The organism is Bacillus sp. 205(2023) (assembly GCF_037027485.1).
Classification (GTDB): domain Bacteria; phylum Bacillota; class Bacilli; order Bacillales; family Bacillaceae; genus Bacillus; species Bacillus halotolerans.
The window spans coordinates 1-24,938 of sequence record NZ_JAXCHF010000012.1 but is presented as its reverse complement, the minus strand read 5'-3'; the positions used below and the strand labels follow the sequence as shown (position 1 = coordinate 24,938).

The following is a 24,938-nucleotide window of genomic DNA, read 5'->3' as shown; positions in this document are numbered from 1 at the left end:
CTTAGGAAAGGAGGAAATTGATCATGCCAAAAGTAGCATTATACAACCAAAACGGTTCTACTGCTGGTGACATCGAATTAAACGCTTCTGTATTTGGAATTGAGCCAAATGAAAGTGTTGTATTCGACGCTATTCTTATGCAAAGAGCTTCCTTACGTCAAGGATCTCACAAAGTAAAAAATCGTTCTGAAGTACGCGGCGGAGGTCGTAAACCATGGCGTCAAAAAGGTACTGGACGTGCCCGTCAAGGTTCTATCCGTTCACCGCAATGGCGCGGAGGTGGTGTCGTATTCGGCCCAACACCACGCAGCTATTCTTATAAATTACCTAAAAAAGTTCGCCGCTTGGCAATCAAATCAGTATTGTCTTCTAAAGTAAACGACAACAACATCATCGTACTTGAAGATCTTACTCTTGATACGGCTAAAACAAAAGAAATGGCAGCTATCCTTAAAGGATTATCTGTTGAGAAAAAAGCTTTAATCGTAACTGCAGATGCTAACGAAGCAGTAGCTTTATCTGCTCGCAACATTCCTGGAGTTACTGTAGTTGAAGCTAACGGAATCAACGTTTTAGACGTTGTCAACCACGAGAAGCTTCTGATTACAAAAGCAGCGGTTGAAAAAGTAGAGGAGGTGCTTGCATAATGAAAGATCCTCGTGATGTTCTAAAGCGCCCCGTCATTACTGAACGTTCTGCTGATTTAATGGCTGAAAAAAAATATACTTTTGAAGTTGATGTAAGAGCTAACAAAACAGAAGTGAAAGACGCGGTTGAAAGCATCTTTGGAGTGAAAGTTGACAAAGTCAACATCATGAACTACAAAGGTAAATCAAAACGTGTTGGACGCTACACTGGTATGACTAGCCGTCGCAGAAAAGCGATCGTAAAACTTACTGCAGACAGCAAAGAAATCGAAATTTTTGAAGCTTAATTATCTGTAAAAAGAAGGAGGGAAATTCAAAATGGCGATTAAAAAGTATAAACCGACCTCTAATGGACGTCGTGGCATGACAACTTCAGATTTTGCTGAAATCACGACTGACAAGCCGGAAAAATCCTTGCTTGCTCCCCTTCACAAAAAAGGCGGACGTAACAACCAAGGTAAATTGACTGTACGTCACCAAGGTGGCGGACATAAACGCCAATACCGTGTTATCGACTTCAAACGCGATAAAGATGGTATACCTGGACGCGTTGCTACAGTTGAATACGATCCAAACCGTTCAGCTAACATCGCTCTAATCAACTATGCAGACGGAGAAAAACGTTACATTCTTGCTCCAAAAGGAATTCAAGTGGGTACTGAAATCATGTCAGGTCCAGAAGCTGACATCAAAGTAGGTAATGCACTTCCACTTATCAACATCCCTGTTGGTACAGTTGTGCATAACATTGAATTAAAACCTGGCAAAGGCGGACAGCTTGTACGTTCAGCTGGTACATCTGCTCAGGTTCTTGGTAAAGAAGGTAAATACGTTCTTGTACGTCTTAACTCTGGAGAAGTTCGCATGATTCTTTCTGCTTGCCGTGCTTCTATCGGTCAAGTAGGTAACGAACAGCACGAACTTATCAACATTGGTAAAGCTGGACGTTCTCGCTGGAAAGGCATCCGTCCAACAGTTCGTGGTTCTGTAATGAACCCTAACGATCACCCACACGGTGGTGGTGAAGGACGTGCGCCAATCGGACGTAAATCACCAATGTCTCCATGGGGCAAACCAACTCTTGGATTCAAGACACGTAAGAAAAAGAACAAATCTGATAAATTTATCGTACGTCGTCGCAAAAATAAATAACGGGGTTGTCTACGGTTCACTTCGGACCGTAGTGCAATCACGAAGGGAGGTTCCAAAATGGCTCGCAGCTTGAAAAAAGGACCATTTGTCGATGGACACTTGATGACAAAAATCGAGAAATTAAATGAAACAGACAAGAAACAAGTCGTAAAAACTTGGTCTCGTCGTTCTACTATTTTCCCACAGTTTATTGGTCACACAATCGCAGTCTATGACGGACGTAAACACGTGCCTGTATTCATCTCTGAAGATATGGTAGGGCATAAGTTGGGTGAATTCGCTCCAACTCGTACGTACAAAGGTCATGCTAGTGATGACAAAAAAACAAGACGCTAAGAGAGGAGGCTTTTAAATGCAAGCTAAAGCTGTTGCAAGAACAGTCCGTATTGCTCCTCGTAAAGCACGTCTAGTAATGGACCTGATTCGAGGCAAGCAAGTAGGTGAAGCAGTGTCAATCTTGAACCTAACACCGAGAGCTGCTTCTCCAATTATCGAGAAAGTATTAAAATCCGCTATTGCAAATGCTGAGCATAACTATGAAATGGACGCTAATAACCTGGTTATTTCTCAAGCATTCGTTGACGAAGGCCCTACGTTAAAAAGATTCCGCCCACGTGCTATGGGACGTGCGAGCCAAATCAACAAACGTACGAGCCACATTACAATCGTTGTATCAGAAAAGAAGGAGGGATAAGTAGTGGGTCAAAAGGTAAATCCAGTCGGTCTTCGTATCGGAGTCATTCGTGATTGGGAATCTAAGTGGTACGCTGGTAAAGATTACGCTGACTTCCTGCACGAAGATTTAAGAATTCGTGAATACATTAGCAAACGACTTTCTGACGCTTCTGTTTCTAAAGTTGAAATCGAGCGCGCAGCAAATCGTGTTAACATTACGATCCACACAGCTAAGCCTGGTATGGTTATCGGTAAAGGCGGTTCTGAAGTTGAAGCACTTCGTAAAGCCCTTAACAGCCTTACTGGCAAGCGTGTACACATTAACATTCTTGAAATCAAAAGAGCAGATCTTGATGCACAGCTAGTTGCTGACAACATCGCTCGTCAATTAGAAAACCGTGTTTCTTTCCGCCGTGCGCAGAAACAACAAATCCAACGCACAATGCGTGCTGGAGCACAAGGTGTGAAAACAATGGTTTCTGGTCGTCTTGGCGGTGCAGATATCGCTCGTTCTGAATACTACAGTGAAGGAACTGTTCCATTGCACACATTACGTGCGGACATTGACTATGCAACATCTGAAGCTGACACTACTTACGGTAAGCTTGGTGTGAAAGTCTGGATCTATCGTGGAGAGGTTCTTCCTACTAAGAAGAAAACTGAGGAAGGAGGAAAATAATATGTTATTACCTAAACGCGTTAAATATCGCAGAGAGCATCGCGGAAAAATGCGTGGCCGTGCGAAAGGCGGTACTGAAGTACATTTCGGTGAGTTCGGTATCCAAGCTCTAGAAGCTTCTTGGATCACTAACCGTCAAATCGAAGCTGCCCGTATTGCGATGACTCGTTACATGAAACGTGGCGGTAAAGTTTGGATCAAAATTTTCCCTTCTAAACCTTACACTGCTAAACCACTTGAGGTACGTATGGGATCCGGTAAAGGGGCTCCAGAAGGTTGGGTAGCTGTTGTAAAACCGGGCAAAGTTTTATTTGAAATTTCTGGTGTGTCTGAAGAGGTTGCTCGTGAAGCACTTCGTCTTGCATCTCACAAATTGCCAATTAAAACGAAGTTCGTAAAACGTGAAGAAATTGGTGGTGAATCAAATGAAAGCTAATGAAATTCGTGACCTTACCACTGCTGAAATTGAACAAAAAGTAAAGTCTCTTAAAGAAGAACTTTTCAATCTTCGCTTTCAATTAGCGACAGGACAACTTGAAAATACTGCTCGCATTCGTGAAGTGCGCAAAGCTATCGCGCGCATGAAAACTGTGATTCGTGAAAGAGAAATTGCTGCTAATAAATAATCACTGAGGGGAGGTCGTGAGCATGAGCGAACGTAACCAACGCAAAGTTTACCAAGGCCGTGTTGTTTCTGACAAAATGGATAAAACCATCACTGTTGTTGTTGAAACATACAAGAAACATTCACTTTACGGTAAACGCGTAAAATACTCAAAGAAATTCAAAGCACATGATGAAAATAATCAAGCGAAAATCGGTGACATCGTAAAGATCATGGAAACTCGTCCATTGTCTGCAACTAAGCGTTTCCGTCTAGTTGAAGTTGTCGAAGAAGCTGTTATTATCTAATAAAGTTCGGAATTCTTTTTTCCGAAGGGAGGTAACAAATAATGATTCAACAAGAGACTCGTTTAAAAGTAGCTGACAACTCTGGCGCACGTGAAGTACTTACTATTAAAGTTCTTGGTGGTTCTGGTCGTAAAACAGCTAACATTGGTGATGTAATTGTTTGCACGGTTAAACAAGCAACACCAGGAGGCGTTGTCAAAAAAGGTGAAGTCGTAAAAGCTGTTATCGTTCGCACTAAAAGCGGAGCGCGCAGAAGTGACGGTTCATACATCAGCTTCGATGAGAATGCATGTGTTATCATCCGTGACGACAAGAGCCCGCGTGGAACTCGTATCTTCGGACCAGTTGCTCGTGAATTGCGTGAAAACAACTTTATGAAAATTGTTTCTCTAGCTCCAGAAGTTATCTAATGAAATAAATGCCTTATTCAAGGAGGTGCGATCAGGATGCATGTAAAAAAAGGCGATAAAGTTATGGTTATCTCTGGTAAAGATAAAGGCAAACAAGGAACAATCCTTGCTGCTTTCCCTAAAAAGGACCGCGTTTTAGTTGAAGGTGTTAACATGGTAAAGAAACACTCTAAACCAACTCAAGCTAACCCTCAAGGCGGTATTTCTAATCAAGAGGCGCCAATTCATGTATCAAACGTTATGCCGCTCGATCCTAAAACAGGTGAAGTGACTCGCGTAGGATACAAAGTGGAAGATGGCAAAAAAGTTCGTGTAGCAAAAAAATCTGGGCAAGTTCTAGATAAATAGTATTAAAGGAAGGGAGGTCTATCTCATGAACCGCCTTAAAGAAAAGTACAATAAAGAAATTGCACCTGCTTTAATGACTAAGTTCAATTATGACTCAGTTATGCAAGTGCCTAAAATTGAAAAAATCGTAATCAACATGGGTGTTGGTGACGCTGTTCAAAACGCAAAAGCAATCGACAGTGCTGTTGAAGAATTAACGTTTATCGCAGGTCAAAAACCTGTCGTTACTCGTGCGAAGAAATCAATTGCTGGATTCCGTCTTCGTGAAGGAATGCCTATCGGTGCGAAAGTAACTCTTCGCGGAGAGCGCATGTATGATTTCCTTGATAAACTTATTTCTGTATCTTTACCGCGTGTACGTGACTTCCGCGGGGTTTCTAAAAAATCTTTCGACGGTCGCGGTAACTACACACTTGGTATCAAAGAACAGTTAATCTTCCCTGAAATTGACTACGATAAAGTAACAAAGGTTCGCGGAATGGACATCGTTATTGTAACGACTGCTAATTCTGATGAAGAGGCTCGTGAGCTATTAACTCAAGTAGGTATGCCGTTCCAGAAATAATCAATGAAAGGGAGGCGAAATCGTGGCTAAGAAGTCAATGATTGCGAAACAACAACGTACACCAAAGTTTAAAGTACAAGAGTACACTCGCTGTGAACGCTGCGGACGTCCGCATTCAGTCATTCGTAAATTTAAACTTTGCCGTATTTGTTTCCGTGAGCTTGCATATAAAGGACAAATTCCTGGCGTGAAAAAAGCCAGCTGGTAATCCCCAAGAAAGGGAAGGAGGTAATTATATAATGGTTATGACAGATCCAATTGCAGATATGCTGACTCGTATTCGTAATGCAAACATGGTACGTCATGAGAAGCTTGAAATTCCTGCTTCTAAATTGAAAAGAGAAATTGCTGAAATTTTAAAGCGTGAAGGTTTCATTCGTGACGTTGAGTTCGTAGAAGACAGTAAACAAGGTATCATCCGCGTTTTCCTGAAATACGGACAAAATAACGAGCGCGTAATCACTGGTCTTAAAAGAATCAGCAAACCTGGTTTGCGTGTTTATGCTAAATCTAATGAAGTACCGCGTGTACTTAACGGTCTAGGAATCGCAATTCTTTCTACATCACATGGCGTTTTAACGGACAAAGAAGCCCGTGCAAAACAAGCTGGTGGAGAAGTATTAGCATACGTTTGGTAAAAAGTTTAACATGAATGGAGGTGTTTGGTATGTCTCGTGTAGGTAAGAAGCTACTTGAGATTCCTTCTGATGTTACAGTAACGTTAAACGATAACAATACTGTAGCTGTGAAAGGACCAAAAGGAGAATTAACTCGTACGTTTCACCCTGATATGGAGATTAAAATAGAGGACAATGTGCTTACAGTCGCTCGTCCTTCTGATCAAAAAGAGCACCGTGCCCTGCATGGTACGACTCGCAGTCTGCTTGGCAACATGGTGGAAGGCGTATCTAAAGGATTTGAAAGAGGTTTGGAATTAGTCGGTGTCGGTTACCGTGCGTCTAAATCCGGAAATAAACTTGTTTTAAACGTTGGATACTCTCACCCTGTTGAGATCGTCCCTGAAGAAGGCATCGATATCGAAGTTCCTTCTCAAACTAAAGTAGTCGTTAAAGGTACAGACAAAGAACGTGTAGGAGCTATTGCTGCTAACATTCGCGCTGTCCGTTCTCCAGAGCCTTACAAAGGTAAAGGAATCCGCTACGAAGGTGAAGTTGTTCGCCGTAAAGAAGGTAAATCTGCTAAGTAAGATCGCTTAAAGTGAAGAAAGGAGTGACCTAGATGATTACGAAAACTAGCAAAAATGCTGCTCGTCTTAAAAGACACGCTCGTGTTCGCGCTAAACTTTCTGGTACTGCTGAAAGACCGCGTCTTAACGTTTTCCGTTCAAACAAGCACATTTACGCTCAAATCATCGATGATGTAAATGGTGTAACACTTGCTAGTGCATCTACTCTCGATAAAGACTTGAACGTTGAAAGCACTGGAGATACTTCAGCTGCTGCTAAAGTTGGAGAATTAGTTGCAAAACGCGCTGCTGAAAAAGGCGTTTCTGACGTAGTATTTGACCGTGGCGGATACTTATACCATGGACGTGTAAAAGCTTTGGCTGATGCCGCTCGTGAAGCTGGACTTAAATTTTAATAAAAGAAGGAGGGACACATGATTATGCGTCGTATTGACCCAAGCAAATTAGAGTTAGAAGAACGCTTAGTTACGGTTAACCGCGTAGCGAAAGTTGTTAAAGGTGGTCGTCGTTTCCGCTTCGCAGCTCTAGTCGTTGTCGGTGACAAAAACGGACACGTAGGATTCGGTACTGGTAAAGCACAAGAAGTACCAGAAGCGATCCGCAAAGCTGTTGAAGATGCGAAAAAGAATTTAATTGAAGTACCAATGGTTGGAACTACAATTCCACATGAAATCATCGGACGTTTCGGTGCAGGTAACATCTTGTTAAAACCTGCTTCTGAAGGTACTGGAGTTATCGCTGGAGGCCCTGTACGTGCGGTACTTGAGCTTGCTGGTGTAGCTGACATCCTTTCTAAGTCTTTAGGTTCTAACACACCGATCAACATGATTCGTGCAACACTTCAAGGCTTAAGTGAACTTAAGCGTGCTGAAGAGGTTGCGAAGCTTCGTGGAAAATCTGTAGAAGAACTGTTAGGATAAGGAGGGAATATTAATGGCTAAATTAGAAATTACCCTCAAACGAAGTGTAATCGGTCGCCCGGAAGATCAACGCGTTACTGTGAGAACACTTGGTTTAAAGAAAACAAACCAAACTGTTGTTCATGAAGACAACGCTGCGATTCGTGGTATGATTAATAAAGTATCTCATTTAGTTTCTGTTAAAGAACAATAAAAATAATTGATCGGATAAGGAGGTGTCCTAATGAAACTTCATGAATTAAAACCTTCAGAAGGTTCACGCAAAACGCGTAATCGCGTAGGTCGTGGTATTGGTTCTGGCAACGGTAAAACAGCTGGTAAAGGTCACAAAGGTCAAAACGCTCGTTCTGGCGGCGGTGTACGCCCAGGGTTCGAGGGGGGACAAATGCCTTTATTCCAACGTCTTCCTAAACGCGGTTTTACTAACATTAACCGTAAGGAATACGCTGTAGTCAACCTAGACAAATTGAACGGTTTTGCAGAAGGAACGGAAGTCACTCCTGAACTTCTTCTTGAGACTGGTGTTATAAGCAAACTTAATGCAGGAGTAAAGATTCTTGGCAACGGTAAATTAGAGAAAAAATTAACTGTAAAAGCCAATAAATTCTCTGCTTCTGCGAAAGAAGCTGTTGAAGCTGCTGGCGGTACAGCTGAGGTGATCTAACTTGTTTAAAACAATCTCCAACTTTATGCGTGTGAGTGATATCCGGAATAAGATCATATTCACTTTACTCATGCTTATCGTCTTTCGCATAGGTGCGTTTATTCCTGTGCCGTATGTTAACGCTGATGTGTTACAGGCACAGTCTCAAATGGGAGTATTTGATCTTCTTAATACATTTGGCGGCGGTGCGCTTTACCAATTCTCTATTTTCGCAATGGGGATTACTCCTTACATCACAGCTTCAATCATCATCCAGCTGCTTCAGATGGATGTTGTGCCGAAGTTTACTGAGTGGTCTAAGCAGGGTGAAGTCGGCCGCCGTAAATTGGCTCAGTTCACAAGATACTTTACGATTGTCCTTGGATTTATCCAAGCGTTGGGTATGTCATACGGATTTAACAATTTGGCTAACGGATTGCTGATTGAAAAATCCGGCGTATCCACATATCTGATCATCGCTTTAGTACTTACTGGCGGAACTGCCTTTTTAATGTGGCTTGGAGAACAAATCACATCTCATGGAGTAGGCAACGGAATATCGATCATTATCTTCGCGGGGATTGTGTCTAGTATTCCGAAAACGGTTGGACAAATATATGAGACTCAATTTGTCGGCAGCAACGATCAGCTGTTTATTCATATTGTGAAAGTCGCTCTTCTTGTGATTGCGATTTTAGCAGTTATTGTTGGAGTTATTTTCATTCAGCAAGCTGTACGGAAAATTGCGATTCAATATGCTAAAGGCACAGGTCGTTCACCTGCTGGCGGAGGTCAGTCTACTCACCTTCCATTGAAAGTGAATCCTGCCGGTGTTATTCCAGTAATCTTTGCGGTTGCGTTTTTAATAACACCGCGTACGATCGCGTCATTCTTTGGAACAAACGATGTGACAAAGTGGATTCAAGCCAACTTTGACAATACACATCCGGTGGGGATGACTATATATGTTGCGTTAATTATTGCCTTTACGTACTTTTATGCTTTTGTCCAGGTTAATCCTGAACAAATGGCTGATAACCTTAAAAAACAGGGTGGCTATATCCCGGGGGTTCGTCCAGGGAAAATGACTCAAGATAGAATTACGAGCATTTTGTATCGACTTACGTTTGTGGGTGCTTTATTCTTAGCCGTGATTTCCATTCTTCCTATCTTTTTCATTCAATTCGCTGGATTGCCTCAAAGTGCACAAATTGGCGGAACATCTTTGTTAATTGTTGTCGGGGTAGCCTTGGAGACAATGAAACAACTAGAAAGCCAGTTGGTGAAACGAAACTACCGTGGATTTATGAAAAACTAGAGGAAATGGATTTATCCATTCCCTCTTAATTAAGAGAGGACGGGGGAAATCCGAATGAACTTAGTCTTAATGGGGCTTCCTGGTGCCGGTAAAGGTACACAGGGCGAACGAATTGTTGAGGATTATGGAATACCTCACATCTCAACAGGAGATATGTTCCGTGCTGCTATGAAAGAGGAAACATCACTCGGACTCGAAGCAAAATCTTATATTGATAAGGGTGAGCTCGTACCTGATGAAGTCACAATTGGAATTGTCAAAGAAAGACTTGGCAAAGATGATTGTGAAAGAGGTTTTCTTCTGGACGGATTTCCGCGAACAGTCGCTCAAGCCGAAGCTCTTGAAGAAATTCTTGAAGAATACGGCAAGCCGATTGATTATGTCATTAACATTAAAGTTGATAAAGATTCTTTAATGGAACGTCTGACTGGACGCAGAATTTGCAGTGTTTGCGGCACAACCTATCATTTAGTCTTTAATCCGCCGAAAACGCCGGGTGTTTGTGATAAAGACGGAGGCGAACTCTATCAACGGGCAGATGATAATGAGGAAACAGTCTCTAAACGGCTTGAGGTAAACATGAAGCAGACTCAGCCTTTACTCGATTTCTATTCTGAGAAAGGTTATCTTGTAAACGTGAATGGCCAGCAGGACATTCAAGATGTTTATGCAGATGTGAAGGATCTTCTTGGAGGATTAAATAAATGATTATCTGTAAAACCCCACGTGAACTTGGTATCATGCGGGAAGCAGGGCGAATCGTGGCTTTGACTCACGAAGAGTTAAAAAAGCACATTAAACCAGGAATCTCGACAAAAGAATTGGATCAAATTGCCGAACGTTTTATTAAGAAGCAGGGTGCAATCCCATCTTTTAAGGGGTATAATGGGTTTCGCGGGAGCATTTGCGTATCAGTGAATGAAGAGCTCGTTCACGGCATTCCTGGCAGCAGGGTGCTGCGTGACGGTGACATCATTAGTATTGATATCGGTGCTAAATTAAATGGTTATCATGGTGACTCTGCATGGACATATCCGGTAGGAAACATCAGTGATGATGATAAAAAACTTCTGGAAGTGACAGAGGAATCTTTATATAAAGGCTTGCAGGAAGCAAAACCAGGTGAACGTTTGTCGAATATTTCCCACGCAATACAAACGTATGTCGAAAATGAGCAGTTTTCAGTTGTTAGGGAGTATGTCGGACATGGTGTTGGTCAAGACTTGCATGAGGACCCGCAAATTCCTCATTACGGTCCGCCCAACAAAGGACCACGGCTTAAACCTGGCATGGTTCTCGCTATTGAACCTATGGTGAACGCTGGCAGCCGCTATGTGAAAACTTTGGCTGATAACTGGACGGTTGTAACGGTAGATGGGAAAAAGTGTGCTCATTTTGAACATACAATTGCGATTACGGAAACGGGTTTTGATATACTGACAAAAGTCTAGATGATGACATCATTCCGAAGGCAGATGTTTCCGGCTTGATAGGGCAGAAAGTTCGGTTTAACATTGGCAGGAGCGAATTCATCTTGCCGTTGTCGGTGGAATTGTAATCATCATGTACTAATAGCAGACGGAGAAAAGCGTACATTTCATTCTCCTAAGAAATAGAATATCAATCATTTAACCCTTTATGATTGCGTATCTCCGGAAGTTCAGAACAGTATAAACGAAACAGGGCGTGTGACAAACGGAAAACTGAGATTTTCTCTTTTGAAATTTGTCAGAAAGCAAGTTACTGATTTGAAGAAGGGAGAACACTTGAATGGCGAAAGACGATGTAATTGAAGTGGAAGGTACGATAGTCGAAACATTGCCAAACGCGATGTTCAAAGTTGAACTCGAAAATGGACACACTGTTTTGGCTCACGTATCTGGTAAAATCCGCATGCACTTCATTCGCATTTTACCTGGAGACAAAGTTACGGTAGAATTATCTCCATATGACTTAACTCGTGGCAGGATTACGTACCGTTACAAATAAAGCACTCCGGAAACTGAAGGAGGTTGGAAACACATGAAAGTGAGACCATCAGTTAAACCAATCTGCGAAAAATGTAAAGTTATTCGCAGAAAAGGAAAAGTAATGGTGATCTGTGAAAATCCAAAGCATAAACAAAAACAAGGATAATTTATAAGGAGGTGCCCAGAGAATGGCTCGTATTGCTGGTGTAGATATCCCACGTGACAAACGTGTTGTTATTTCTTTAACATATGTCTTCGGAATTGGCCGCACAACGGCTCAGCAAGTCTTGAAAGAGGCTGGTGTTTCAGAAGATACTCGTGTGCGTGATCTTACTGAAGAAGAACTTGGTAAAATCCGTGATGTTATTGACAAACTGAAAGTAGAAGGTGACCTTCGCCGTGAAGTTTCTCTTAACATTAAGCGTCTGATCGAAATCGGAAGCTACCGCGGAATCCGTCATCGCAGAGGTTTGCCTGTTCGCGGACAAAACTCTAAAAACAATGCGCGTACTCGTAAAGGTCCGCGTCGTACTGTAGCTAACAAGAAAAAATAAGTAAGGGAGGTACCTAAACAATGGCTGCTGCTCGTAAATCTAACACGCGTAAACGTCGCGTGAAAAAGAATATTGAGTCTGGAATTGCTCATATTCGTTCAACTTTCAATAACACGATCGTTACGATCACTGACACTCATGGTAATGCTCTTTCTTGGTCTAGTGCCGGAGCTCTAGGATTCAGAGGTTCTCGTAAATCTACTCCTTTTGCTGCACAAATGGCTGCAGAAACAGCTGCTAAAGGTTCAATCGAACATGGACTTAAAACTCTTGAGGTTACTGTAAAAGGCCCTGGTTCAGGTCGTGAAGCTGCTATCCGTGCGCTTCAAGCTGCTGGATTAGAAGTCACTGCTATCAGAGACGTAACTCCTGTTCCTCATAACGGATGCCGTCCACCAAAACGTCGCCGCGTGTAATTTGTTTGTATAGATTTTGTGTCCCTGTCAATAATGGGTTATGATACAGTTATTTATTAAACGAATGCACCGACTCGTTGCCTGAGCACATACGGGACTAAACAATGGGGAATTTCGGATGGAATCTCATATGATTCTATTCGAGGTTTCGACGTTTTGAAGGAGGGTTTTAAGTAATGATCGAGATTGAAAAACCAAAAATCGAAACGGTTGAAATCAGCGACGATGCCAAATTTGGTAAGTTTGTCGTAGAGCCACTTGAGCGTGGATATGGTACAACTCTGGGTAACTCCTTACGTCGTATCCTCTTATCCTCACTCCCTGGTGCCGCTGTAACATCAATCCAGATAGATGGTGTACTGCACGAATTCTCGACAATTGAAGGCGTTGTGGAAGATGTTACAACGATTATCTTAAACATTAAAAAGCTTGCATTGAAAATCTACTCTGATGAAGAGAAGACGCTAGAAATTGATGTACAGGGTGATGGAACTGTAACAGCAGCTGATATTACACACGATAGTGATGTAGAGATCTTAAATCCTGATCTTCATATCGCGACTCTTGGTGAGAATGCGAGTTTCCGAGTTCGCCTTACTGCTCAAAGAGGACGTGGGTATACGCCTGCTGACGCAAACAAAAGAGACGATCAGCCTATCGGCGTGATTCCGATCGATTCAATCTATACGCCAGTTTCTCGTGTATCTTATCAAGTAGAGAACACTCGTGTAGGCCAGGTTGCAAACTATGACAAACTTACACTTGATGTTTGGACTGATGGAAGCACTGGACCTAAAGAAGCGATTGCGCTTGGTTCAAAGATTTTAACTGAACACCTTAATATATTCGTTGGTTTAACTGACGAAGCTCAGCATGCTGAAATCATGGTTGAAAAAGAAGAAGATCAAAAAGAGAAAGTTCTTGAAATGACGATTGAAGAATTGGATCTTTCTGTTCGTTCTTACAACTGCTTAAAGCGTGCGGGTATCAACACGGTTCAAGAGCTTGCGAACAAGACGGAAGAAGATATGATGAAAGTTCGTAATCTAGGACGTAAATCACTTGAAGAAGTGAAAGCGAAACTAGAAGAACTTGGACTCGGACTTCGCAAAGACGATTGACTAGTTTCCCTTGTGAACTAGGATTTTCGTGTGTTTATAATTCAGAAAAAGCATTCCAATAAAGGAGGGGACATCACATGTCATACAGAAAACTAGGACGTACGAGTGCACAGCGTAAAGCTATGCTTCGTGATCTTACAACTGATTTGATCATCAACGAAAGAATCGAAACAACTGAAACACGTGCGAAAGAACTTCGCTCTGTAGTTGAAAAAATGATCACGCTTGGCAAACGCGGTGATCTTCACGCTCGCCGTCAAGCTGCTGCATACATCCGCAACGAGGTTGCTAACGAAGAAAATAACCAAGATGCACTTCAAAAATTATTCTCTGACATTGCAACTCGTTACGAGGAGCGCCAAGGTGGATACACACGTATTATGAAGCTTGGTCCTCGCCGTGGTGACGGAGCACCAATGGCAATTATCGAATTGGTTTAATCACATATTTTTGTGTATCTAAAGAAGGGCGGGACAGTTTCTAACTGGATCTATGCCCTTTTTTTAGATACTGCAACTTTTTCAATAAAGAGACAAGCAGAGTATGAGCTGAGAGGAGGCCGGTTGTCCGTGAATCAAAATCAGTTGATATCGGTAGAGGATATCGTTTTTCGATATCGGAAAGACGCAGAAAGACGAGCACTAGATGGCGTCTCCCTGCAGGTGTATGAGGGTGAATGGCTTGCAATTGTAGGTCATAACGGTTCAGGGAAATCAACACTGGCCCGGGCATTGAATGGTTTAATCCTTCCTGAATCAGGCGACATAAAGGTTGCTGGAATTCAACTGACAGAGGAGTCAGTGTGGGAAGTGCGTAAGAAGATTGGAATGGTCTTTCAAAATCCGGATAACCAATTTGTCGGAACAACAGTTCGCGATGATGTGGCTTTTGGTTTAGAAAACAATGGTGTACCGCGGGAAGAAATGATTGAGAGAGTAGATTGGGCTGTCAAACAGGTCAACATGCAGGATTTTCTTGATCAAGAGCCGCACCATCTCTCCGGAGGCCAAAAGCAGAGAGTTGCGATAGCAGGGATTATTGCCGCACGTCCTGATATTATTATCTTAGATGAAGCAACATCCATGCTTGACCCGATCGGGCGAGAAGAAGTGCTTGAAACGGTAAGACATTTAAAAGAGCAAGGCATGGCAACTGTCATCTCGATTACACATGATCTGAATGAGGCAGCAAAAGCTGACAGAATCATTGTCATGAATGGCGGTAAGAAATATGCCGAGGGTACGCCTGAAGAAATTTTTAAATTGAATAAGGAACTTGTTCGAATCGGGCTTGATTTACCCTTCTCATTCCAGCTCAGCCAGCTCTTAAGAGAAAATGGACTGGCTTTGGAAGAAAATCATTTGACTCAGGAAGGGCTGGTGAACGAGTTATGGACATTACAATCAAAGATGTAGAGCATCGCTATCAGATAAAGACGCCGTTTGAGCGCCTTGCCCTGTATGATATCAATGCATCGATTAAGGAAGGCAGCTATGTGGCCGTAATAGGGCATACAGGCTCCGGTAAATCCACTCTTCTTCAGCACCTGAATGGTCTCCTGAAGCCTACAAAGGGGCATATTTCATTAGGCAGTACCGTTATACAGGCAGGAAAAAAGAATAAAGAGCTTAAATCCCTCCGAAAAAAAGTCGGAATCGTTTTCCAATTCCCCGAACATCAATTATTCGAAGAAACAGTTCTCAAAGATATTTCATTTGGACCGATGAACTTTGGTGTGAAAAAGGAAGACGCTGAACAAAAAGCGAGAGAGATGCTGAAGCTTGTAGGTTTATCTGAAGAGCTTCTGGACAGATCACCTTTTGAATTAAGCGGAGGACAAATGCGCAGGGTTGCAATTGCCGGGGTGCTTGCGATGGATCCTGAAGTGCTTGTTCTCGATGAGCCGACAGCAGGGCTGGATCCAAGAGGGCGAAAAGAGATCATGGACATGTTTTATGAGCTCCACCAACGGGGAAACCTGACGACAATTCTTGTTACCCACAGCATGGAAGATGCGGCTGCCTATGCTGATGAAATGATCGTGATGCATAAAGGAACTATCCAGGCATCAGGCAGTCCGAGAGACTTGTTCTCTAAAGGGGAAGAAATGGCCGGCTGGGGGCTGGATCTTCCGGAAACGATTAAATTTCAAAGACAGCTGGAAGCCGCACTTGGTGTCAAATTTAAAGAACCTCTGCTCACAATAGAAGATGCCGCTGCTGAAATCCGTGCTCTTTTTCAGGGGGGAAAAACCTTATGATGGACAGCATGATTATCGGCAAGTATGTGCCGGGTTCTTCACTTGTGCACCGGCTTGACCCAAGAACAAAATTGGTTACGATCTTTTTGTTTGTCTGTATCGTTTTCCTGGCCAATAATGTGCAGACATATGCGGTGCTTGGTTTATTTACAGCAGGCGTTGTTTCCTTAACAAGAGTTCCTTTTTCCTTTTTGATGAAAGGGCTAAAGCCGATCATCTGGATTGTTCTTTTTACGTTCCTGCTTCATATTATCATGACACATGAAGGACCGGTCATTTTTGAACTTGGCTTTTTCAAGATCTATGAGGGCGGTTTAGTACAAGGGATCTTCATTTCCCTTAGGTTCGTCTATCTGATTTTAATGACAACTCTATTAACGCTGACAACAACACCTATTGAAATTACCGATGGGATGGAACAGCTGCTCAACCCATTTAAAAAATTGAAGCTTCCTGTTCATGAGCTGGCTCTTATGATGTCGATCTCTTTACGGTTTATCCCAACCTTGATGGAGGAGACAGATAAGATTATGAAGGCTCAGATGGCGAGAGGCGTTGATTTTACAAGCGGACCGCTTAAAGACAGAGTGAAGGCAATTGTACCGCTGCTAGTCCCACTCTTTGTCAGTGCGTTTAAGCGTGCTGAAGAGCTTGCGGTTGCAATGGAAGCAAGAGGCTATCAAGGCGGAGAGGGACGCACTAAATACAGAAAGCTTGTATGGACAGCAAAGGATACTTCTGTCATCGTCAGCTTGTTCATATTGGCTGCTCTCTTATTTTTCTTAAGGGCTTAGAGGTGCTTTATGAGACTGAAATGCACGATTTCTTATGACGGACATTTGTTTAAAGGATATCAAGTACAGCCGGGTAAAAGAACGGTTCAGGATGAGCTGGAGAAGGCGCTGGCTGTCCTGCATAAGTCACAAGACAGAATCCCGGTCGTTTCCTCTGGAAGGACGGACAGCGGGGTTCATGCAGCCGGACAGGTGATTCATTTTGATACACCGCTCTCTATTCCGGCTGAGAGATGGCCATATGCTTTAAATGCACTGCTTCCGGACGATATTGCAGTCAAAACGGCAGAAATTGCGGATGATGGGTTCCATGCACGATTTAGCGCAGTTAAAAAGGAATATCGCTACTTTGTATACACGGAGAAACACCCGGACGTATTTAAACGGCATTACGCTTACCATTTTTCATATCGCCTCAATGTGCAGAACATGAGAGAAGCGGCAAAGCATCTTTTAGGAACACATGATTTTACAAGCTTTTGTGCGGCTAAAACGGAAGTGCAGGACAAAGTGAGAACGATTTACGAACTCGATTGGATTGAGACTGATGACGGCCTGCAAATGCGGATCACAGGCAGCGGCTTCCTATATAATATGGTCAGAATTATTGCAGGTACTTTGCTGGATGCAGGTATTGGAAAAATTTCTCCTGATGATGTGAAATCCATGCTGGAAGCGAAGGACCGCGAAGCAGCAGGGCGCACAGCACCGGGACACGGACTGTACTTATGGAACGTTTACTATGACAACTAAACCAGGTGTATAATATTTTCTTGACAGAGTCTGCATAAAGTTATAAGATATCATATGGTATGTATTTCAACCCCACGATAAGCCCCGGAACTTATTGTGTTGTGAAATAGAACGTAATCGAAGTTTATTGAAAATGACAGATCATTTAGGAGGGAAATTCAATGCGTACAACACCTATGGCTAACGCAAGTACTATTGAACGCAAGTGGTTAGTTGTTGATGCTGCTGGCAAGACTTTAGGTCGTCTTTCTTCAGAAGTTGCAGCTATCCTTCGCGGAAAACACAAACCAACTTACACACCACACGTTGATACTGGAGATCATGTGATCATCATCAACGCTGAAAAAATCGAGTTAACTGGTAAAAAGTTAACTGATAAAATCTACTACCGTCACACTCAACATCCAGGCGGATTAAAATCAAGAACTGCTCTTGAAATGCGTACAAACTACCCTGAGAAAATGCTTGAGCTTGCTATCAAAGGCATGCTTCCAAAAGGTTCTCTAGGTCGTCAAATGTTCAAAAAATTGAACGTATACCGTGGTTCTGAGCATCCACATGAAGCACAAAAACCTGAAGTTTACGAACTTCGCGGTTAATTAAAAAGGAGGTTACCAATTTGGCACAGGTTCAATATTACGGTACTGGCCGTCGTAAAAGTTCTGTAGCGCGTGTGCGCTTAGTTCCAGGAGAAGGTCGTATCGTCGTTAATAATCGTGAAATCAGCGAGCACATCCCATCTCCAGCTCTAATCGAAGATATCAAACAACCATTAACTTTGACTGAAACAGCTGGCACTTATGATGTTTTAGTAAACGTACATGGAGGCGGCTTATCTGGTCAAGCTGGAGCAATCCGTCATGGTATCGCTCGTGCTTTGCTTGAAGCAGATCCAGAATACCGTGCAACACTTAAACGTGCAGGTCTTCTGACTCGTGACGCTCGTATGAAAGAACGTAAAAAATACGGTCTTAAAGGCGCTCGTCGTGCACCTCAGTTCTCAAAACGTTAATTTTACGTTTCAAAGCTCTCAACCATGGGTTGGGGGCTTTTTTTATTTTCTTTTAAGAATTAAAGCAGAAGCGATTAAACAGGCATCCGTTTTTTGTTTTATAAAACGACCGCCTTTAAAAGCTGGTCTTTCTCACAAGCTTCCGAATAGCTAAAGCTTTTCACAGCTACCAGTCCAAAATGTGTCACCTTTCAATTCAGTGCGTCAATGATCTATCTTGAGCCTTTGTAAACGACCGATGAATTCAAACGCTATGGTTGGTGTATCAGCATCTTGATAAATAGTGCGCCTCTGCGTGCGCATTCAAACGTCCTTTGCAAATGGCATACGCATTTATCGCTAAAAGGGTTTGTTATCACAAATTGAATGATTTTCAACTCGTTTTAGGAAACACGGAACCGTTCAAATTCGCATCGCAGAAAGAAACGTCTAGTGCTGAAGTGAGTCTTACATAAGTGTTCAAATGCCATAGGGCAATGAAAAACGTAATACCGGCATCAAGTGCTGTTCCATTAATTTGATTTGAAAAAATGATATTATAATCACTAGCAATAAAATCACATAGCTCCTTTGTCAATTTATTGCGGTTTTATGAATTTTTTTCTGAATATGCAAAGGGAAAGCGGTATCAATCTAGAAATATTTGTTATACTCTAAACACTAAAGTAAGGAGAACGATTCATGAATGCGTTAGTAGATCATAATAGCAAAGCCTGGGATCAAAAAGTAGAGACAGGCAATGAATGGACTGTTGCTGTAGAGCGGCATGTCATTGAACAAGCGAAAAAAGGGAATTGGGATATAAGGTTAACCCCTATGAAAAATGTGCCAAAGGATTGGTTTCCTCCTGTAAAAGGCTTGAAGGTGCTTTGTTTGGCTTCAGGAGGCGGACAGCAGGCCCCGGTTTTAGCAGCAGCCGGAGCGGATGTCACCGTCTTAGATAACTCAGAACAGCAGCTGGGGCAGGACAGAATGGTTGCTGATCGCGACGGCTTGACCATACGCACCGTTAAAGGAAGTATGGATGATCTCAGTCAATTTGAAGATGAATCATTTGATTTCATCGTACATCCAGTTGCCAATGTTTTTGTTGAAGATATCCTGCCGGTTTGGAAAGAAGCGAACCGCGTGCTGAAAAGAAATGGCGTTTTAATTTCAGGATTTGTTAATCCAGTTGTTTTTCTGTTTGACATTGAATTAGAAGAGCAGGGCGTTTTAAAAGTAAAGCACTCTATTCCATACGCCGACTCAGAAGATCTTCCAAAACATAAGGTAAAAAAGCTGATTGAAAATAATGAAGCTCTGGAATTCGGGCATTCCTTAGAAGATCAAATTAAGGGACAGCTCGACGCCGGTTTTATTGTCACTGGTTTTTATGAAGATAAAGGCGGTTTTGTATTGGATCAATACATTAATACATATTCTGCAACAAGAAGCATTAAAGTATGAAGGCAGCGACCTATTAGAGGGAGCTGCCTTTTATTATTGTGCTGCCTCTGCTCTCATGAACGAACATAAGTTCCCACCTCGCAGAAAGCTGCTTTTTTTACACTCTTTTTCATATGTTCAAGTTATCGACACCTTCATTTGGGCGAATTTCCAACCGAATTCGGGCATGGTTTCACCTCCCAAACCTCAAAATAACCGGTAAAAGGAGAGTGAATTTGTATGGCAGAGGTACTGTCTTTTATGGATGTGAAACGCCAAAAGGATTTTGAATTAGAAAAAAACTTGCTCAAAGAACTCTCACTTAGACAAATCATTCAGTCTGTAAAGGCCTGTCTTACTCCATTATTCCCATTTTTGCAGGATGAAAGGGACGTTATTACTGAAGGCTGTATTGATTTTGCGATAGAAGCCTATTTGTTAGGCGGGCGTTTTGGGGTTTTCGGATATTATGGAGAATCTATGCAAAGTGTTAGTGCCCGCTCTGCAAGGGAAGAAGAAGAGCTTCGTATGGAGTTTTTTGAATACCTTTATCATTGGACACATGAGCAATACGCAACGTTTGATAAAAACACAGTTTATGAAGCTGCGCGAAAATTCATCAAAGACTGGTGGACAGAAGGGTTTGTCCAAAGAGAAAAACAATGTAAGCTTCGCATGCGTTAATCATATTTCCCGACCCTGTCCCATACTTATGTAATAACGGACAAGCGGGAGGGGAAGGGATGAGGAAAAAGCTTAAATGGCTCAGTTTTATGCTAGGCTTCATCGTATTACTGTTTCTGTTCAAGTATCAATTCAGCAATAACGATTCTTGGAATCCGTGGAGTCTGCCTTTGAGCGGGAAAATTATTTATCTTGATCCAGGTCATGGCGGGCCGGATGGAGGGGCAGTGGGCGGCAAGCTATTAGAGAAGGATATAACCCTGGAAGTGGCTTTCAGAGTCAGGGATTATCTTCAGGAACAAGGGGCACTGGTGATTATGACTAGAGAAAGTGACACCGATCTAGCTCCTGAAGGGACAAGAGGCTATAGTAAACGAAAAGCGGAAGACTTAAGACAGCGAGTGAACTTAATTAACAATTCAGAGGCTGAGCTCTACCTTAGCATTCATCTTAATGCGATCCCGTCACAAAAATGGAGCGGAGCCCAAAGCTTTTATTACGGAAAATACGAGGAAAACGAGAAAATTGCAAAATACATTCAGGATGAGTTGAGAACAAACCTGGAGAATACAACCCGAAAAGCAAAGCGAATTCATGGTATTTACTTAATGCAAAACGTCACAAAACCAGGTGCGCTTGTGGAAGTAGGTTTTCTATCCAATCCTAGAGAAGCAAAGATGCTGGGGAAACCGAAATATCAGGACAAAGTGGCATCTTCCATATATAAAGGAATATTGAGATACTTTACAGAAAAAGGCGACCCTCCGGAGTAAAGGAGGGTTTTCTCATGGTTCTAAGCAAAAGACACCCGCTGTTTATGTATGATATAATAATGTTTGTAAACGAATACACAAAAGGGTGAGGTTCGATGATAAGAGAAGATGAAGTAAGAAAACTAGTCGGTGAAATGCGCGAACCTTTTCTTCAAAGACCTCTGGGAGAATTGGATGCCGTTAAGGAAGTAAAAATAAAGCCTGAAAAACGGCATGTCAGTGTAAAAGTGGCTCTTGCAAAAACCGGAACAGCAGAACAAATGCAGGTTCAGCAAGAAATCGTAAATGTCTTAAAAGGGGCAGGCGCTGAGACGGTAGGCCTTCGATTTGAAGAGCTGCCTGAAGAAACAGTTGCGAAATTTCGGGCGCCGTCAACAGAGAACAAAACATTGTTAAATATGGATAACCCGCCGGTTTTCCTTGCTGTAGCGAGCGGAAAAGGCGGAGTAGGCAAATCAACTGTGTCAGTGAACCTTGCTATTTCTCTGGCTCGGCTTGGGAAAAAGGTCGGTTTAATTGACGCGGATATCTACGGCTTTAGTGTGCCGGATATGATGGGCATTACAGTGCGTCCAACAATTGAAGGAGACAAACTGCTTCCTGTTGAACGCTTCGGTGTAAAGGTCATGTCGATGGGCTTCTTCGTTGAAGAAAATGCTCCTGTCGTCTGGAGAGGGCCAATGCTGGGCAAGATGCTCAACAACTTTTTCCACGAAGTAGAATGGGGAGAAGTAGACTATATCGTTCTCGATCTTCCGCCTGGAACAGGGGACGTCGCACTTGATGTACATACGATGCTTCCGAGCAGTAAAGAAATTATCGTATCAACGCCGCACCCGACTGCAGCCTTTGTTGCGGCCAGAGCGGGGTCTATGGCTATTAAAACAGATCATGAGGTCGTTGGCGTCATAGAGAACATGGCTTATTATGAAAGTGCAAAGACCGGGGAAAGAGAATATGTCTTTGGCAAAGGCGGCGGAGATAAACTTGCTGAGGAGCTTAAAGTGCCTTTGCTCGGCAGAATACCGTTGAAACAGCCTGATTGGGATAAAGATCAATTTGCTCCGTCTGTTTATGACGAAAGCCATCCAATCGGTGAAATATATCATGATATTGCAAAAAAAGTCGTTGAAAAAATGGAAGTGCAAATATAAAAAGGCGAACCGGGATTTTTTGATCCCGGCTTCCCTTTACTCACCTTCTTTAGCGGTTTCTGCTGCTGCTTTTTTCAGTTCATCTTCGAACTGTTTTTTGTAAAGCGGACTAGAAAGTGTTTCGGTAATTACTTGTTCTAAATAACTGCGGAATTCTTGGCTTTTTGCCAGTTCGCTGTATTTTTTATTCATTCCCGGGTCCTGCATAACACTCATCAGCATTTTCTGGTAATCCGGATCCTTCATCAGCTTTTTAATTACTTTTTCATGCTCTGTTTGAAGGGTTTTAGCAAAGCTTTCCGCAAATTCAGTGTCTTCAAAGATGTTTTTCCAAAAATCCGCACCTTTTTTAGAGGTGAGTGTTTTTTCTATTGTTCCTTTAATGGCATCCTGATCAATCACCAGTGCTTCATTCATCGCATCATCGTTTAATAATTCCTTAATTGCTTTCTTTCCATCATCTGTCTTTAATATATCAACAACCATTTTTTTGGTCTGATCATAATCCATATCCGCTGCTTGGTCTTTTGGAGCGCAAGCTGTTACAGATAATATCAAAAAACAGCCCATCAATAGCATTTTGGCTTTTGACATGCTTAAGCTCCTTTCACATACTTATCTTACTTTTAATATGATTCATCCGGTTGGAATTATACATAACAAAATATCGCGATCTGCGATTTTTGAGGGGTTGAATAAAGAAATGAAAAGCCGTGGCTTAGTTCGTTTTTTCTTTTCTATTTTAGCTGTCGGAGCGGTTGTCACAAGTGTTGTGGGTTTTGCTTTAAAATGGGGGGGATATAAGGAGCTGTTTCTGAATTTTGAAGCGGGCCAGATTTTCTCTGTTTTATTTTGGTTTATCGGTGTCGGCATGATTTTTAGTGTCATCAGTCAAATGGGCTTTTTCGTGTTTTTAACAGTTCACCGGTTTGCACTCGAAATATTAAGATCTTCATCTTTATGGAATTTACTGCAGCTGTTTTTCATCCTGTTTGTCGCTTTTGATTTAATGTACGTGCGGTTTTTATTTTTTGGAGGTAGAGGAGAGTCAATGGCTGGCTATGCTTGGCTTCCGTTATTTTTATTGATCTTCGGTTTGCTTACCGCGTATATAAAACAAAAGCAGTCCTCAAAGAAAACGTTTGTGTCATCTTTATTTTTAATGGTTGTGATCACTGCATTGGAATGGTTTCCTGCGCTCAGAGTAAATGATGAGGACTGGCTTTACTTAATGCTCTTTCCGTTAATGGCGTGTAATGCTTTTCAATTGCTGATGCTGCCGAAGTTTGCAGAGAAATAATTTATTTTACTTCGGCGGATTTAGCATCTGTGTTTGCAATGAGATCTCCCACGTTGACATTTTTTAAACCTTTTTCTCTCATATGATGGATAATCTCAGGCAGGGCCTCTTCTGTTTGTTTAGCTGAGTCTGAGGCGTGTAAAAGAATAATGTCTCCTCCTGAAACTTGACGGTTTACATTATCGACGATTTTTTCAACGCCTGGATTCGTCCAGTCATGGGAGTTCACACTATAGTGAACGACTGTATAGTTATACTGCTTTGCGATTGATAGGACATTTTTATTGAACTGACCGGTAGGAGGTCTTAGGAGCCGTATGTCTTTGATTCCTAATTTTTCAAAGGCGGTGCGCGCACGGTTAATGTCCTTTTTTATTTCACTATCCTCTAGATTGGCATAGTTTTTATAAGCATAACCCATACTCCCTATTTGATGGCCGTCCTTTACAATGCGAGCCACCGTGTCCGGGTGGCGCTCGGCCCAAGAAGCGGAAAGAAAAAACGTCGCGTTTTTGATGCCGTTGGTTTTCAGGGTATTAAGAATAGGCTCGGCTTTCTCATCGCCCCAGCTGATATCAAAGGTAAGCGCAATGTCTTTTGAATCTGTTTCTCCTTTATAAATGGCTTTCGGTCCGCTGTCAGTCGAAAACACAGGGAGCGGGACAGCTCTTTGGATATAAAAAAAGCTGGCTGCAGCAAATGCGGCGATAAGTATAATGATAAATTGTTTAACGCGTTTTATGTGCCACACATAGAAGTGATTCACTGATGATGCCTCCTTATCTTGTCCATCATTCTTGTGTTACATCTTATGTGCCTGGCCAAACGAATATAACTGATAAAAAGTCTCTTTAAAACAGATTAAATTAGTTATTGACCATTTGATAATATCCGTGTTATATTATTATTCGTCGCTGATGAACAGCTGACAACAAATAAAAGCTTCATTAACCCTTTAAAAAAGGTGTTGACTTAAAAGAAGCTGAATGTTATAGTAATAAAGCTGCTTCGTTAAGCGGCATAAATGATCTTTGAAAACTAAACAAGACAAAACGTACCTGTTAATTCAAGTTTTATTATAAATCGCACAGCGATGTGCGTAGTCAGTCAAACTACTATCGGAGAGTTTGATCCTGGCTCAGGACGAACGCTGGCGGCGTGCCTAATACATGCAAGTCGAGCGGACAGATGGGAGCTTGCTCCCTGATGTTAGCGGCGGACGGGTGAGTAACACGTGGGTAAC

Annotated in this window: 41 protein-coding genes, 1 rRNA gene and 1 pseudogene; 41 read left to right on the top strand and 2 right to left on the bottom strand. The window is 42.3% G+C overall.

What is annotated here, in order from left to right; translation table 11 throughout:
* Nucleotides 1–23: 23 nt before the first annotated feature.
* From rplD to salA, 39 genes and pseudogenes are all read left to right on the top strand, one after another.
* Nucleotides 24–647, top strand: coding sequence for a 50S ribosomal protein L4 (gene rplD / locus WA325_RS19145; RefSeq protein WP_003242004.1), 624 nt, complete (start codon nt 24–26; stop codon nt 645–647).
* Nucleotides 647–934 (top strand): 50S ribosomal protein L23, encoded by a 288-nt coding sequence (gene rplW / locus WA325_RS19140; RefSeq protein WP_003225793.1) that lies wholly within the window; start codon nt 647–649, stop codon nt 932–934. Before rplD ends, rplW begins: the two co-directional genes overlap by 1 nt.
* 31 nt (nt 935–965) lie before the next feature.
* The gene (gene rplB / locus WA325_RS19135; protein WP_003225795.1) at nt 966–1,799 is read left to right on the top strand and encodes a 50S ribosomal protein L2; all 834 of its coding nucleotides are present in this window, start codon (nt 966–968) and stop codon (nt 1,797–1,799) included.
* 57 nt (nt 1,800–1,856) lie between these two features.
* Nucleotides 1,857–2,135 (top strand): 30S ribosomal protein S19, encoded by a 279-nt coding sequence (gene rpsS / locus WA325_RS19130; protein ID WP_003156472.1) that lies wholly within the window; start codon nt 1,857–1,859, stop codon nt 2,133–2,135.
* 16 nt (nt 2,136–2,151) lie between these two features.
* A complete protein-coding gene (gene rplV / locus WA325_RS19125) occupies nt 2,152–2,493 on the top strand; it encodes a 50S ribosomal protein L22 (protein WP_003156475.1) in 342 nt (113 codons plus the stop codon).
* Nucleotides 2,494–2,496: 3 nt separating this feature from the next.
* Nucleotides 2,497–3,153, top strand: a complete 657-nt coding sequence (gene rpsC, locus WA325_RS19120; protein WP_010332773.1) for a 30S ribosomal protein S3 — start codon at nt 2,497–2,499, stop codon at nt 3,151–3,153.
* Nucleotide 3,154: 1 nt separating this feature from the next.
* Nucleotides 3,155–3,589, top strand: coding sequence for a 50S ribosomal protein L16 (gene rplP / locus WA325_RS19115; RefSeq protein ID WP_003225801.1), 435 nt, complete (start codon nt 3,155–3,157; stop codon nt 3,587–3,589).
* Nucleotides 3,579–3,779, top strand: a complete 201-nt coding sequence (gene rpmC / locus WA325_RS19110; protein WP_003156482.1) for a 50S ribosomal protein L29 — start codon at nt 3,579–3,581, stop codon at nt 3,777–3,779. The genes rplP and rpmC overlap by 11 nt, the downstream gene beginning before the upstream one ends.
* A gap of 22 nt (nt 3,780–3,801) precedes the next feature.
* Nucleotides 3,802–4,065 (top strand): 30S ribosomal protein S17, encoded by a 264-nt coding sequence (gene rpsQ / locus WA325_RS19105; RefSeq protein WP_003178345.1) that lies wholly within the window; start codon nt 3,802–3,804, stop codon nt 4,063–4,065.
* A gap of 41 nt (nt 4,066–4,106) precedes the next feature.
* Nucleotides 4,107–4,475: a 50S ribosomal protein L14 gene (gene rplN, locus WA325_RS19100; protein WP_003225805.1), complete on the top strand. Its 369-nt coding sequence runs from the start codon at nt 4,107–4,109 to the stop codon at nt 4,473–4,475.
* Between the two features lie 36 nt (nt 4,476–4,511).
* Nucleotides 4,512–4,823 (top strand): 50S ribosomal protein L24, encoded by a 312-nt coding sequence (gene rplX, locus WA325_RS19095; RefSeq protein WP_003156486.1) that lies wholly within the window; start codon nt 4,512–4,514, stop codon nt 4,821–4,823.
* 25 nt (nt 4,824–4,848) lie between these two features.
* The gene (rplE, locus tag WA325_RS19090; protein ID WP_044153413.1) at nt 4,849–5,388 is read left to right on the top strand and encodes a 50S ribosomal protein L5; all 540 of its coding nucleotides are present in this window, start codon (nt 4,849–4,851) and stop codon (nt 5,386–5,388) included.
* Between the two features lie 22 nt (nt 5,389–5,410).
* On the top strand, nt 5,411–5,596 hold the full coding sequence (gene rpsN / locus WA325_RS19085; RefSeq protein WP_003156488.1) for a 30S ribosomal protein S14: 186 nt from the start codon (nt 5,411–5,413) through the stop codon (nt 5,594–5,596).
* A gap of 31 nt (nt 5,597–5,627) precedes the next feature.
* The gene (rpsH, locus tag WA325_RS19080; RefSeq protein WP_010332776.1) at nt 5,628–6,026 is read left to right on the top strand and encodes a 30S ribosomal protein S8; all 399 of its coding nucleotides are present in this window, start codon (nt 5,628–5,630) and stop codon (nt 6,024–6,026) included.
* A gap of 29 nt (nt 6,027–6,055) precedes the next feature.
* Nucleotides 6,056–6,595, top strand: coding sequence for a 50S ribosomal protein L6 (gene rplF / locus WA325_RS19075; protein ID WP_010332777.1), 540 nt, complete (start codon nt 6,056–6,058; stop codon nt 6,593–6,595).
* Between the two features lie 32 nt (nt 6,596–6,627).
* Complete coding sequence (gene rplR, locus WA325_RS19070) at nt 6,628–6,990, top strand: 50S ribosomal protein L18 (RefSeq protein WP_044153410.1); 363 nt, start codon at nt 6,628–6,630, stop codon at nt 6,988–6,990.
* 24 nt (nt 6,991–7,014) lie between these two features.
* Nucleotides 7,015–7,515 carry a 30S ribosomal protein S5 gene (rpsE, locus tag WA325_RS19065; RefSeq protein ID WP_003156493.1) on the top strand — a complete coding sequence of 167 codons (501 nt, stop codon included), beginning with the start codon at nt 7,015–7,017 and terminating at the stop codon, nt 7,513–7,515.
* A 13-nt stretch (nt 7,516–7,528) separates the two neighbouring features.
* A complete protein-coding gene (rpmD, locus tag WA325_RS19060) occupies nt 7,529–7,708 on the top strand; it encodes a 50S ribosomal protein L30 (protein ID WP_003156497.1) in 180 nt (59 codons plus the stop codon).
* 30 nt (nt 7,709–7,738) lie between these two features.
* On the top strand, nt 7,739–8,179 hold the full coding sequence (gene rplO / locus WA325_RS19055) for a 50S ribosomal protein L15 (protein WP_003225819.1): 441 nt from the start codon (nt 7,739–7,741) through the stop codon (nt 8,177–8,179).
* Between the two features lies 1 nt (nt 8,180).
* Entirely contained in the window at nt 8,181–9,476 is a 1,296-nt protein-coding gene (gene secY / locus WA325_RS19050; RefSeq protein WP_044153408.1) for a preprotein translocase subunit SecY, read from the top strand.
* A 54-nt stretch (nt 9,477–9,530) separates the two neighbouring features.
* Nucleotides 9,531–10,184: an adenylate kinase gene (locus tag WA325_RS19045; protein WP_202853127.1), complete on the top strand. Its 654-nt coding sequence runs from the start codon at nt 9,531–9,533 to the stop codon at nt 10,182–10,184.
* On the top strand, nt 10,181–10,927 hold the full coding sequence (map, locus tag WA325_RS19040; protein WP_044153406.1) for a type I methionyl aminopeptidase: 747 nt from the start codon (nt 10,181–10,183) through the stop codon (nt 10,925–10,927). The genes WA325_RS19045 and map overlap by 4 nt, the downstream gene beginning before the upstream one ends.
* 105 nt (nt 10,928–11,032) lie before the next feature.
* Nucleotides 11,033–11,269, top strand: a pseudogene (locus tag WA325_RS19035) (KOW domain-containing RNA-binding protein); the annotation flags it as partial.
* Nucleotides 11,247–11,465, top strand: coding sequence for a translation initiation factor IF-1 (gene infA / locus WA325_RS19030; protein WP_003156508.1), 219 nt, complete (start codon nt 11,247–11,249; stop codon nt 11,463–11,465). The pseudogene WA325_RS19035 and the gene infA, both read left to right, overlap by 23 nt.
* A 33-nt stretch (nt 11,466–11,498) precedes the next feature.
* Nucleotides 11,499–11,612 carry a 50S ribosomal protein L36 gene (gene rpmJ, locus WA325_RS19025; protein WP_003156543.1) on the top strand — a complete coding sequence of 38 codons (114 nt, stop codon included), beginning with the start codon at nt 11,499–11,501 and terminating at the stop codon, nt 11,610–11,612.
* A 22-nt stretch (nt 11,613–11,634) separates the two neighbouring features.
* The gene (gene rpsM, locus WA325_RS19020) at nt 11,635–12,000 is read left to right on the top strand and encodes a 30S ribosomal protein S13 (RefSeq protein WP_003156545.1); all 366 of its coding nucleotides are present in this window, start codon (nt 11,635–11,637) and stop codon (nt 11,998–12,000) included.
* Nucleotides 12,001–12,020: 20 nt separating this feature from the next.
* Nucleotides 12,021–12,416 carry a 30S ribosomal protein S11 gene (rpsK, locus tag WA325_RS19015; protein ID WP_010332782.1) on the top strand — a complete coding sequence of 132 codons (396 nt, stop codon included), beginning with the start codon at nt 12,021–12,023 and terminating at the stop codon, nt 12,414–12,416.
* A gap of 176 nt (nt 12,417–12,592) precedes the next feature.
* Nucleotides 12,593–13,537 (top strand): DNA-directed RNA polymerase subunit alpha, encoded by a 945-nt coding sequence (locus WA325_RS19010; protein ID WP_010332783.1) that lies wholly within the window; start codon nt 12,593–12,595, stop codon nt 13,535–13,537.
* Nucleotides 13,538–13,614: 77 nt separating this feature from the next.
* Complete coding sequence (gene rplQ, locus WA325_RS19005) at nt 13,615–13,977, top strand: 50S ribosomal protein L17 (protein ID WP_003225836.1); 363 nt, start codon at nt 13,615–13,617, stop codon at nt 13,975–13,977.
* Nucleotides 13,978–14,106: 129 nt separating this feature from the next.
* Complete coding sequence (locus tag WA325_RS19000) at nt 14,107–14,952, top strand: energy-coupling factor ABC transporter ATP-binding protein (RefSeq protein ID WP_095714783.1); 846 nt, start codon at nt 14,107–14,109, stop codon at nt 14,950–14,952.
* Nucleotides 14,928–15,797 carry an energy-coupling factor ABC transporter ATP-binding protein gene (locus WA325_RS18995; RefSeq protein WP_101864929.1) on the top strand — a complete coding sequence of 290 codons (870 nt, stop codon included), beginning with the start codon at nt 14,928–14,930 and terminating at the stop codon, nt 15,795–15,797. Before WA325_RS19000 ends, WA325_RS18995 begins: the two co-directional genes overlap by 25 nt.
* A complete protein-coding gene (locus WA325_RS18990; protein ID WP_105955679.1) occupies nt 15,794–16,591 on the top strand; it encodes an energy-coupling factor transporter transmembrane component T family protein in 798 nt (265 codons plus the stop codon). Before WA325_RS18995 ends, WA325_RS18990 begins: the two co-directional genes overlap by 4 nt.
* A gap of 9 nt (nt 16,592–16,600) precedes the next feature.
* On the top strand, nt 16,601–17,344 hold the full coding sequence (truA, locus tag WA325_RS18985) for a tRNA pseudouridine(38-40) synthase TruA (protein WP_336184086.1): 744 nt from the start codon (nt 16,601–16,603) through the stop codon (nt 17,342–17,344).
* Nucleotides 17,345–17,505: 161 nt separating this feature from the next.
* A complete protein-coding gene (gene rplM / locus WA325_RS18980) occupies nt 17,506–17,943 on the top strand; it encodes a 50S ribosomal protein L13 (protein ID WP_003241966.1) in 438 nt (145 codons plus the stop codon).
* A gap of 20 nt (nt 17,944–17,963) precedes the next feature.
* Nucleotides 17,964–18,356, top strand: coding sequence for a 30S ribosomal protein S9 (gene rpsI / locus WA325_RS18975; RefSeq protein ID WP_003225846.1), 393 nt, complete (start codon nt 17,964–17,966; stop codon nt 18,354–18,356).
* 681 nt (nt 18,357–19,037) lie between these two features.
* The gene (locus WA325_RS18970; protein ID WP_105955677.1) at nt 19,038–19,805 is read left to right on the top strand and encodes a class I SAM-dependent methyltransferase; all 768 of its coding nucleotides are present in this window, start codon (nt 19,038–19,040) and stop codon (nt 19,803–19,805) included.
* A gap of 219 nt (nt 19,806–20,024) precedes the next feature.
* Entirely contained in the window at nt 20,025–20,468 is a 444-nt protein-coding gene (locus tag WA325_RS18965) for a YbaK family protein (RefSeq protein WP_105955676.1), read from the top strand.
* Nucleotides 20,469–20,527: 59 nt separating this feature from the next.
* Nucleotides 20,528–21,241, top strand: coding sequence for an N-acetylmuramoyl-L-alanine amidase CwlD (gene cwlD / locus WA325_RS18960; RefSeq protein ID WP_105955675.1), 714 nt, complete (start codon nt 20,528–20,530; stop codon nt 21,239–21,241).
* A 95-nt stretch (nt 21,242–21,336) separates the two neighbouring features.
* Nucleotides 21,337–22,395: an iron-sulfur carrier protein/transcriptional regulator SalA gene (salA, locus tag WA325_RS18955; RefSeq protein ID WP_059291705.1), complete on the top strand. Its 1,059-nt coding sequence runs from the start codon at nt 21,337–21,339 to the stop codon at nt 22,393–22,395.
* Between the two features lie 36 nt (nt 22,396–22,431).
* Here salA and gerD read toward each other — a convergent pair whose 3' ends face one another.
* Entirely contained in the window at nt 22,432–22,989 is a 558-nt protein-coding gene (gerD, locus tag WA325_RS18950) for a spore germination lipoprotein GerD (RefSeq protein ID WP_044153393.1), read from the bottom strand.
* 109 nt (nt 22,990–23,098) lie between these two features.
* On the opposite strand from gerD, the gene kbaA reads away from it, so the two are divergent.
* Nucleotides 23,099–23,695, top strand: coding sequence for a KinB-signaling pathway activation protein (gene kbaA / locus WA325_RS18945; RefSeq protein WP_105955674.1), 597 nt, complete (start codon nt 23,099–23,101; stop codon nt 23,693–23,695).
* Nucleotide 23,696: 1 nt separating this feature from the next.
* Here kbaA and pdaB read toward each other — a convergent pair whose 3' ends face one another.
* Nucleotides 23,697–24,461, bottom strand: coding sequence for a polysaccharide deacetylase family sporulation protein PdaB (gene pdaB / locus WA325_RS18940; RefSeq protein WP_101861377.1), 765 nt, complete (start codon nt 24,459–24,461; stop codon nt 23,697–23,699).
* Between the two features lie 349 nt (nt 24,462–24,810).
* On the opposite strand from pdaB, the gene WA325_RS18935 reads away from it, so the two are divergent.
* Nucleotides 24,811–24,938 (top strand): 16S ribosomal RNA (locus tag WA325_RS18935); the annotation flags it as partial.